This window comes from Nocardia sp. NPDC060220, from assembly GCF_042727815.1.
In the GTDB taxonomy this organism is placed as follows: domain Bacteria; phylum Actinomycetota; class Actinomycetes; order Mycobacteriales; family Mycobacteriaceae; genus Nocardia.
Genome location: NZ_JBHWZY010000131.1, coordinates 1 through 11,249 on the forward strand (window position 1 = coordinate 1; position 11,249 = coordinate 11,249).

The 11,249-nt window shown below is 70.7% G+C and carries 3 protein-coding genes; all 3 read left to right on the top strand.

Going from position 1 to position 11,249, the window contains the following annotated elements; all coding sequences use genetic code 11:
• Nucleotides 1–2,344 (top strand): condensation domain-containing protein (locus tag ACFWF3_RS09470; protein ID WP_379313229.1); only part of this gene is annotated, 2,344 nt, incomplete at its 5' end.
• A 69-nt stretch (nucleotides 2,345–2,413) separates the two neighbouring features.
• Nucleotides 2,414–8,317 (top strand): amino acid adenylation domain-containing protein, encoded by a 5,904-nt coding sequence (locus ACFWF3_RS09475; RefSeq protein ID WP_379313230.1) that lies wholly within the window; start codon nucleotides 2,414–2,416, stop codon nucleotides 8,315–8,317.
• 141 nt (nucleotides 8,318–8,458) lie between these two features.
• Nucleotides 8,459–11,249 (top strand): amino acid adenylation domain-containing protein (locus ACFWF3_RS09480; protein ID WP_379313231.1); only part of this gene is annotated, 2,791 nt, incomplete at its 3' end.

An 11,249-nucleotide genomic window follows, 5' to 3' on the forward strand; every position in this document is an offset into this window, starting at 1 on the left:
CGACGCCCACCTCGCCATCCGCGACCTGTTCGAAACGCCCACCGTGTCGGCCCTGGCCGCGCGCGTCGGTGCGGCGAGCGGTGCCGCTGCCCGACCGCCGCTGGTCGCCGCCGAACGGCCACAGCGCATTCCGCTGTCGCTGGCTCAGCAGCGCATGTGGGTGGTCAACCAGGTCGATCCCGCCTCGGGCTCCTACAACATCCCCTTCGCGATCCGCCTCACCGGTGAGCTCGACATCGCCGCCCTCGGCGCCGCGGTCACCGACGTGCTCGGCAGACACGAGTCGCTGCGCACCTACTTCCCGGTGTCCGACGGCAGGGCTTTCCAGGAGATTCTCTCCGTGGCCGATGTGCTGCCCGAGGGGCTCCAGGTCGAGACGACCACCGATGTCCTCACTCGTGCGGGCGAATTGGCCGGTGCCGGTTTCGATGTGACGCGTGAGGTTGCGCTGCGTGCGCGATTGCTCACCGACGGGACTTCGGCCGAGTGGCTGCTTGTTGTCGTGGTGCACCATATTTCGGCCGACGGCGCGTCCTTGGCCCCGCTCGCCCGCGATCTGATGACCGCTTACGTGGCTCGTGCCGCGCACCAGAGCCCGGCGTGGACGCCGCTGGAAGTGCAGTACGCGGACTTCGCGCTGTGGCAGCGGGCGGTCGTCGGTGACGACGAGCAGCCCGAATCCCTGGCCGCCGCCCAGCTCGACTACTGGCGCAACCAGCTGGCCGACGTGCCGCCGCTGCTGGAACTGCCACAGGACCGCCCGCGGCCCTCGGTACCGACCCTGCGCGGCGCCACGTCCGAGCTGCGGTTGCCTGCCGAGGTGCACGCCGCCCTCAATCACTTGGCACGCGAGCACAAGTCGTCGCTGTTCATGGTCGTGCACGCGGCGCTGGCCGTGCTGCTCGGCCGCTTGTCGGGCACATCCGACATCGCCATCGGCACCGCTGTCGCCGGGCGCGGTGAGCGGGCGCTCGACGAGCTGGTCGGCATGTTCGTCAACACCCTGACCCTGCGCACCACCCTCGATCCGGCCGGTTCCTTCGACGAGGCCGTGGACGTGGCGCGGGAGACCGACCTCGGCGCGTTCGCCAATGCCGACCTGCCGTTCGAGCGGGTCGCCGAGGTCGTCGCGCCCGGACGGGGCAGTGCGCAGAGCCCGCTTTTCCAGGTGGCGCTCACCTTCAGCAACAACGAGGCGGCCGCGCTCGAACTGCCCGGCCTCACCGTGAACGCGCTGGACACCGCGATCGCCGCCAAGTTCGACCTGCAGGTGGACGTCGAACCGCGCTTCACCGCCGCCGGTGATCCCGACGAGCTGGTGACGCTGTTCAACTACGCCACCGACCTGTTCGACGAGGCCACCGTGCGCAGCATCGGCGCCCGCTTCGCCCGCATCCTGACCGCCGTCGCCGCCGACCCGCAGATCCGGATCGGCGACATCGACATCCTCGACGAGTCCGAACGCACCCGGCTGCTCGCCGGCGCGGCCAAGGCGCCCGCGCCGAGCACTCCGTCGGGCGGCACCACTCTGGCGCAGGCTTTCACCGCCGCCGCCGAGGACGATCCCGAGGGCCCCGCGCTCGTCTGGGGCGACGACGCGCTGACCTACGAGCAGCTCGACGCCCGCTCCGCCCGCCTGGCCCGGCTGCTGATCGGGCGCGGCTTCGGGCCGGGAGACGGTGTGGCCGTCGATCTTCCGCGTGGCGTCGACTGGGCCGTCGCGGTCTGGGCGATCCTCAAGGCAGGCGCGGCCGTGGTCCCGGTGACCGGCACCGAGTCGCCCGCCGAACCCGCCGCGAAACTGAGTATCACCGTCGGCGAACCTCGCGGCGTCGACTGGATCTCGCTCGACGACCCGGCGATCAAGACCGAACTGTCCACACAGTCCGCTCGCCCGGTCACCTACGCCGACCGCACCCGAGCTCTGCGCGGCGGTGACCCGGCCTTTGTCGGCGCCGACGGCACCCGCAGTTACGACGAACTCGCCACGGCGGGTGCGCAGGTGCGCGCCGACACCGACCTGACCTTCGAAGCCCGCACCTTCGGCCACGGCTCCGTCGACAGCTTCACGGCGCTGGTCGAGCCGGTGGCCGCGGGCGTTGCGGGCGCGTCGATGGTGCTGGTGCCCGGTGTCGCGGACATCGGGGTAGCCAACGGATTGTCGGCGTCACTGGCCGAGGAGTGGGTAACCCATTTGTTCGGTGACCGGGTGGGGATCGAGGCGCTCGATACCGCCGAGCTCGGTGATCTGCAGGCGCTGATCGCCGATGATGCCGCACCGGGCAATCCGGGAGCGGCCGAGGCAGTGCTGGTACTCGGAGATCTGCGCGCCCCGGTGGCGTGAGCGGCGCCCGCAGTGCGGGGGCCCCGCTGCGGGACAACAAGTTTCGGTGATGGGTGAGGTGGAACAGCTATGACACGACCGGCAAGAACCCGACCGGTTCGTACGCGTCGCCCGCGCGTCACCGCGTTGGCACAGCTGCTGGCCACCGCGGTCGAGACCAACCCCGACGGTCTCGCGGTCGTCCTCGCCGACGCCGCCCGCACCCTCGGCAGCCTCACCTACGCCGAACTCGACGAGCGGTCGAACCGCATCGCCCGCTTCCTGATCGGTCGCGGCATCGGCGCGGGCGACCTGGTAGCCATCGGAATCCCGCGCTCCATCGAATCGGTCCTCGCCGTCTGGGCCGTCACCAAGACCGGTGCGGGCTTCGTCCCCGTCGACCCGAACTACCCCCCGGATCGGGTGGCGCACATGGTCACCGACTCCGGCGCGGTCTTCGGACTGACCGTCGCGGCCGTCGCCGACGGACTTCCGGCCCAGGTGCAATGGCTCCGACTCGACGCCGAGCCGACCGGCGACACGCGCGACAACGGCGCTCGGCCTGCGGGTGGCCGGCTCTACGGCACCGACCAGGCAGACCCTTTCGACAGCCTCTCCGGCGAGGCGATCACCTCCGCCGACCGGCTTCGTCCGGTGCGGGCCGAGGATCTCGCCTACCTCATCTACACCTCCGGCTCCACCGGCCTGCCCAAGGGCGTCGCGGTGACGCAGGCCGGGCTCGCGGGGTTCAGCGAGGAGCAGCGTCGGCATTACGGTGTCGAATCCACCTCGCGCACGCTACATTTCGCGTCGCCGTCCTTCGACGCGTCGCTGCTGGAGCTGCTGCTGGCGATCGGCGCGGGCGCCACGATGGTGATCGTGGACCCGAGTGTGTACGGCGGCGACGATCTGGCCGCGCTGCTGCGGCGGGAACGGGTGAGCCACGCGTTCATCACGCCGGCCGCGCTGGCCTCGATCGACCCGGACGGACTCGACGACTTCCGGGTGGTGGCGGTCGGCGGCGAGGCGGTTGCGCCGGATCTGCCGCGGCGCTGGGCGATTCCCCTCGCCGATGGCACCCTGCGCGAATTCCACAACGTGTACGGGCCCACCGAGACGACCATCGTCACCAACATCAGTGTGCCGCTGAAACCGGGCGACCCGATGACCATCGGCGGCCCGATCAACGGGGTCGCCGAATACGTCCTCGACGACCGGCTCGGCCCCGTTCCGCCCGGCGTCACCGGCGAGCTCTACATCACCGGCGCCCAGCTGACCCGCGGCTACCACGCCCGCCCCGCCCTCACCGCCTCTCGCTATGTCGCGAATCCGTTCGACCCGGCCGGTTCTCGCCTCTACCGCACCGGTGATCTGGTCCGCTGGACCGCCGATGGCGCGTTGGATTATGTGGGCCGCAACGACTTCCAGGTCAAGATCCGTGGTTTCCGCATCGAACTCGGCGAGATCGACGCGGTGCTCTCGGCCCATGAGAGCCTCGACTTCGCCGCCACCATCGGCCACGAACTCGACAGCGGCGCCACCATTCTGGTGTCCTACGTGCACGCGGCCCCGGGCGCGACCGTCGACCACGCCGCGCTCACCGCCTTCGCCGAGCGCAGCCTGCCCGCGCACATGGTGCCGACCGTGCTGATGGCACTCGACACCATTCCGCTCACCCCGGTCGGCAAGCTCGACCGAAGGGCGCTGCCCGCACCGATCCTCGAACACGCCGAATTCCGGGCTCCCACAACGGCGGTCGAGGAGATCGTGGCAGGCACCTTCGTTCAGGTGCTCGACCTCGGCTACACGCAGCTCGGCCTCGACGACGACTTCTTCGCCCTCGGCGGCAACTCGCTGATGGCCACCCAGGTCGCCGCCCGCCTCGGCGCCGCGCTGGACACCGAGTTTCCGGTCCGGCTGCTGTTCGAGGCGTCGACGGTGGAAACGCTGGCCCGGCGACTCGCCGAATCCGCCGGTGCGGGTGCACGTCCCGCGCTGACCGCCCGGGAGCGGCCCGCACGGATTCCGCTGTCGCTGGCCCAGCAGCGGATGTGGTTCCTCAATCAGTTCGACCCGGGATCGGTCGCCTACAACATCCCGATGGCGGTGCGGCTGCACGGTGCCATCGATGTCGAAGCCCTGCGCGCCGCCGTGGCCGACCTCGTCGCCCGGCACGAAACCCTGCGCACGATCTACCCCGAGACCGACGACGGGCCGATCCAGCAGATTCTGGCCGGGACCGAGGCGACGCCGCGGCTCGAGGTGTGCTCGATCGCGCCCGAGCAGCTCACCGCCGCCATGCGCGAGTTCGGTTCGTCGGGGTTCGATGTGCGCGGCCAGGTGCCGTTGCGGGTCGCGTTGTTCGAGCTCGGTGGCGACGAAGCGGTGCTCGCGGTGGTCGTGCACCACATCGCCGGTGACGGGTCCTCACTCGCCCCGCTCACCAGGGATCTCATGCTCGCCTATGCGGCCCGCTCGGCGGGTGACGCGCCGGAGTGGGCGCCGTTGGCCGTGCAGTACGCCGACTACGCGCTGTGGCAGCGGGCCTTGCTCGGCAGCGAGGACGACCCGCGATCGCTGGCCTCGGCCCAGCTCGCCTACTGGCGTGGCGCGCTGGCCGGGCTGCCCGACCAGCTCGACCTGCCCGCCGACCGGCCGCGTCCCGCCGTGCAGTCCTTCGCCGGCGGTCGCGTCCCGATCGAGGTCGACGCCGACACCCACCGGGCCCTCCTGGCCGTGGCGCGCAATCAGGGCGCGACGCTGTTCATGGTCGTGCACACTGCCCTCGCGGTGACGCTGGCCAGGCTCGCGGGCACCGACGATCTGGCGGTCGGTACGCCCGTCGCGGGTCGTGGCGAGGCCGCGCTCGACGACCTGATCGGCATGTTCGTCAACACCTTGGTCTTTCGCACCACGCTGCGAACCGGTGAGTCGTTCACCGAACTGCTCGCCCGCCAGCGCGATACCGACCTCCAGGTCTTCGCGAACGCGGACCTGCCGTTCGAGCGACTGGTCGAGGCGATCAACCCCGCCCGCTCCACTGCCCGCCACCCGCTGTTCCAGGTCGGCCTGTCCTTCCAGAACCTCAGCCGCTCCGGCCTCGAACTCGGCGAGACCGCGGTCGAGGGCGTCGACGTGGATCTCGCGGTGTCCCAGTTCGATCTGCACGCCATCGTCGCCGACGGCTACGACAGTGACGGCGTGGCGCAGGGGATCAGCGGCGTGTTCACCTATGCCACGGACCTTTTCGACGAGTCGACCGCACAGTCCTACGCGGAGCGCTTCGCGCGAGTACTCACCGCGATCGCCGCATCGCCGGGCCGCCCCGTCGACGACATCGACCTGCTCTCCGATGCCGAGCGTGCGCGAATCCTGCACGACTGGAACGCGACTGGCCATGCCACCCCGGCCACGACGCTGCCTGCCCTGTTCGCCGACACCGCCGCCGCGAACCCGGACGGTGTGGCGCTCGTCGACGCCGAGGGCGCCGCGCTCACCTACCGTGACTTCGCGGCCCGCGTGAATCAGCTGGCGCGACATCTCATCGCGCAGGGCGTCGCTGTCGAGGACCGGGTCGCCTTGGCGATGCGACGCTCGACCGAGCTGGTCGTCGCCATGTACGCGGTGACGCAGGCGGGCGCCGCCTACGTTCCCGTCGATCCCGGCCAGCCCGCCGATCGGGTATCGCATGTGCTCGCGACCGCTGCCCCGACCTGCGTATTGACCACCACGCGTGACGGTTTCACCGCCGGCGTCGACGCGACACGGAGCGCACCGGTGATCGCCGTCGACACCCTGGAGCTGTCGGCGGTGTCAGCCGCCCCGATCGCGGCGAGCGAGCGCATCGGTGTGTTGCGCTCAGGGAACACCGCCTACGTCATCTTCACCTCCGGCTCGACCGGCAAGCCGAAGGGCGTCGCCGTCTCGCACGCCGCCATCGTCAACCAGTTGCGGTGGAAGACAGCAGCATTCGGCCTGGGCCCCGATGACTCGGTCCTGTTGAAGACCGCCGCCACCTTCGACCTGTCGGTCTGGGAATTCTGGTCGGCCGCGATCTGCGGTGGCCGCCTGGTGATCACCGCTCCAGAAGGCCATCGCGACCCCGCCTACCTGCTCCGCGTGCTCGCCGCGCACTCGGTGACCACCCTGCACGTGGTGCCGTCGATGCTCGATGCGCTGCTCACCGAATCCGCCGGTGTCCTGCCGAATTCGCTGCGGCGCGTACTCGCCATCGGCGAGGCGCTCCCCGCCGCCACCGCCCAGCGTTTCCTGGCGACGAACCCGGCGGCGCTGCACAACCTGTACGGCCCGACCGAGGCCGCGGTCTCCATCACCGACCACCGCGTCACCACCGCCGATCGCACCACGGTCCCGATCGGCCGGCCCGAATGGAACAGCCGGGTCTACGTCCTCGACGCCCGTCTGCGTCCGGTCCCGGTAGGTGTCGCGGGAGAGTTGTATCTGGCGGGCGCACAGCTCGCCCGCGGATATTTCGGCCGACCCGACCTCACCGCGGACCGCTTCGTCGCCGACCCGTTCTCCGAGCTCGGCGCCCGCATGTACCGCACCGGTGATCTCGTCGCCTGGACCGCTGACGGCGAACTCGACTATCGCGGTCGCACCGACTTCCAGGTCAAGATCCGCGGATTCCGCATCGAACTCGGCGAGATCGAAGCGGCCCTGCTCGCCGCACCGCAGATCGCCCAGGCGGCGGTCGTCGCCACGACCGACCCGCAACTCGGTGACCGGCTGGTTGCCTATGTCGTCCCCGCACCCGGCGGGGCGCTCACCACCGCGCAGGCCAAAGCCGCGGTGGCGCAGGTGCTCCCGTCCTACATGGTCCCCTCGGCCTTCGTCGTGCTCGACCGCCTCCCGCTGAACGCGAACGGCAAGCTCGACCGGGCCGCCCTTCCGGCGCCGGTGCTCGAACCCCGCCGCTACCGCGCGCCCGGGACCGAGCACGAGATCGCCGTAGCCGCCGTCTTCACCGAGGTCCTCGGCGCGCGCAACCCCGGCCTCGACGACGATTTCTTCGCGCTCGGCGGCAACTCGCTGCTGGCCACCCGCGTCGTGCACCACCTGCGTGAACACACCGGCGTGGAGCTCACCGTCGCCGCGTTCTTCGCCGACCCGACCGTCGCCGGTCTCGCTACCAGAATCAGCGACGGCCCCGCAGGCGCGGCCGACCTCGAAGCCGCACTCGCGGTCGTGCTGCCGATCGCCCGCCGCGGCACCCGCCCGCCGCTGATCTGTGTGCACCCGGTCTCGGGTCTGGCGTGGGCCTACGCGAGCCTGGTGCCGCACCTGCCCGAGGATCAGCCCGTGGTCGGCATCCAGTCGCCGGCCCTGAGCGATCCGGAATTCCGGCCCGACTCGGCCGAGGAGCTGGTCGACCGCTACCTGGCCGAGATCCGCGGCGTTCAGCCCCATGGCCCCTATCAGCTGCTCGGCTGGTCCCTCGGCGGCGTGCTGGCGCAGGCCGTGGCGACCCGCCTGCAAGCCGAGGGCGAGACGGTGGCGTCGTTGACGATGCTCGACAGCCTCCCCGGCGCCGCACTCGCCGATTTCGCCACCGAATTGCGGCACGTGCTCACCGAACTCGGCATACCCGAGCGGCAACTGCCCAGCCAACTCACCGAACTCGGCGACGAGGCACTGGAATCACTGCACACAACACTCGCTGCGGACACGCCGATCTCGCGCGCGCAGTTCGTGGGCATGTACCGCGGCGCACTGCGCTCGGTGGCGCTTCTCACCGAGCTCGAACCCGCACGATTCGACGGTGATCTGACCTATTTCACCGCCCTGCGGACCCCCCAAAAGCTGGGGGACGGGGCCTCGCGATGGCGCCCGTTCGTCAGCGGGATCATTGCTGACCACCCGGTCGAGGCCACCCACCAGGAGATGCTCTCCGCTGTGGCGGTAGCCACGTCCGGACCGGCAATTGCGCAGGTCGTCGCGGGTGCGGACGGATCCGGCGATACACGTCCGTAACGGACTACATGGGCATTACGATTCTGTTGCGATAGAGTTGGTGTGTCGTGGCGCACACCTCGGCGACGGTCGGCAGCGGCTATGTAGGTGTGGCTATGCTGTGTCCGACTCGGCCGCCGGACGCGAGAGGTGTATAGGTCTGTGGAAACCCCCCGCCGCACGGGCCGTGCCGGTCGCCGACGTACTACCGGCGCACCGTTGTTCGGTCAGCTGCTCACGGCCGCCGTCGAATCCGCGGCCGATTCGATCGCGCTGCGCTACAACCCCACCGGGATGCCCGGCGCGGAACAACACCTCACATATCGGGAGCTCGACGAGCGATCCTCGCGCCTGGCACGTGAACTCATCGACCGGGGGATGGGCGCGGGCGATGTCGTCGCGATCGCCATCGCCCGCTCGATCGAATCCGTGCTCGCGGTGTGGGCCATCGCCAAGACCGGTGCCGCGTATGTGCCGGTCGACCCGGCCTACCCGGCCGACCGGATCGCCCATATCGTCGCCGACTCCGGCGCGACCATCGGCCTGACCACCGCGGCCCATCGCGCCTGCCTCGGTACCACCGCGTACTGGATCGAACTCGATGACCCGGTGGTCGCCGAGCGCATCGCCGTGCGGCCGGGGCACGCGGTGAGCTACGCCGATCGGGTCCGCCCGATCGACGAAGCGCACCCGGCCTACGTCATCTACACCTCCGGCTCCACCGGTAAGCCGAAGGGCGTCGTGGTGACGCACACCGGGCTTGCCACATTGGTCGCCGCCGAGCGCGAACACTACGACGTGCAACCCGATTCACGGGTGCTGCATGTTTGCTCGCCGAACTTCGACGTGTCGGTGCTCGAGTTGCTGCTCGCCTTCGCTACCGGTGCGACCCTGGTGGTTTCGCCGCCGCGCGTGTTCGGCGGTTTCGAACTGTCGGACCTGCTGCGCCGCGAACGCATCACCCACCTGCTGATCACCCCTGGTGCGCTCGAGTCCGTCGACCCGGCCGGGCTGCCGGACCTGTCGACCGTGATCGTCGCGGGCGACCGGTTCGGCCCGGAACTGGTCGGTCGCTGGGCAACCGGTGAGCGCGCGTTCTACAACGGGTACGGCCCCACCGAGGCGACCATCCTCGCCACCAGCACCTCGGCGCTGCGGGCCCACGCGCCGATCACCATCGGCCACGCGGTGCCCGGCATGGGCTTGTACGTGCTCGACGCGCGCCTGCGGCCGGTGCCCGCCGGAGTGGTCGGCGAGCTGTACCTCTCCGGCCCCGCGCTCGCGCAGGGGTATTTGGGCAGGCCGGGGCTCACCGCGCAACGTTTCGTCGCCTCGCCGTTCGGGCCGGGCAGGCTGTACCGCACCGGTGATCTGGTGCGCCGGTTCGAACACGACGGCACGCTGGAATACCTGGGCCGCACCGACTTCCAGGTGAAGGTGCGCGGCTTCCGGATCGAGCTCGGCGAGATCGACAACGCGCTCACCGCGCACCCCGACCTCGACTACGCCGTGACGCTGGGTAAGACGATGCCCTCGGGCGCGACCGCGCTGGTCGCCTACGTGCTGCCGCGTGCCGGCCGCACGATCGACACCGGCGCGCTGGCGGAATTCCTCGCGGAATCGTTGCCCGCGTACATGATCCCGTCGGTCATCATGGTCCTCGACGAGCTGCCGCTGACCTCGGTCGGCAAGCTCGACCGCGCCGCGCTGCCGACGCCGGTGTTCACCGCCCGCGGTTTCCGCGCGCCCGCCACCCCGGCCGAACAGGTGGTGGCCGACGTGTTCGCCGCCCTGTTGCTGCGTGACGGCGCGGGCCGGGTCGGCGCCGACGACGACTTCTTCGAACTGGGCGGCGACTCGCTGCTCGCCGCGCAGGCGGTGGCTCGCATCGGCGCCGCGCTGGACGTGCGGGTGCCGGTGCAGGCGGTGTTCGAGGCGCCGACCGTCGCCGCCCTCGCCAATCGAGCCGAGCAGCACCGTGTTTCGGCACACGCGCTCCCGCTGACGCCGCGTCCGCGCCCCGAGCTGGTCCCGCTGTCCTACGCCCAGCAGCGGATGTGGTTCCTCAACCGCTTCGACCCCACGTCGGCCGTGGACAACATCCCGGTCGCGGTCCGCCTTTCCGGCCGCCTCGACCTGCCCGCCCTGCGCGCCGCGATCGCCGACCTGATCGCGCGCCACGAAGTTCTGCGCACGGTCTACCCGGTATCCGACGGTATCGGCGCGGAGGGCCACGGCGCGGTCCTCGACGGCGAAGGTCACCAGCTGGTGCTGGCGGCGGGCGACCCTGCCGCGGTGCCCGAGTTCGAGATCGTCGAGGTGGCGGAGGAAGACCTGACCGAGGCGATCGGCGCTGCCGCGCTGACCGGCTTCGACGTCACCGCCGGGCCGCCGGTGCGGGTGCGGGTGCTCGCGATCTCGGACAACGAGCACGTCGTCGTCTGCGTGGTGCACCACATCGCCGCCGACGGCTTCTCGTTCGCGCCGCTGACCAGGGATCTGCTCACCGCCTACGCCGAACGGCGCGGTGGCGGCGCGCCGCAATGGCCGCCGCTGCCGGTGCAGTACGTCGACTACACGCTGTGGCAGCGTGAACTGCTCGGCGCCGAGCACGACCCGGATTCGCTGCTCGCCGCGCAAGTGGCCTTCTGGCGAAAGACGCTGTCCGGCTTGCCCGAACAGCTCGAACTGCCCACCGACCGGCCGCGTCCCGCCGTGTCGAGCCGGGCGGGCGGGTCGTTGAGCGTCCAGGTCCCCGCCTCGGTGCACGCCGGTCTGTCCGCGCTGGCCCGCGAGCACAACGCCACGCTGTTCATGGTGGTGCACACCGCGCTGGCCATGCTGCTGGCCCGGCTCTCCGGCACCCGCGACATCGCGATCGGCACCCCGGTGGCCGGTCGTGGCGAGCAGGCGCTCGACGAGCTGATCGGCATGTTCGTCAACACCCTGGTCC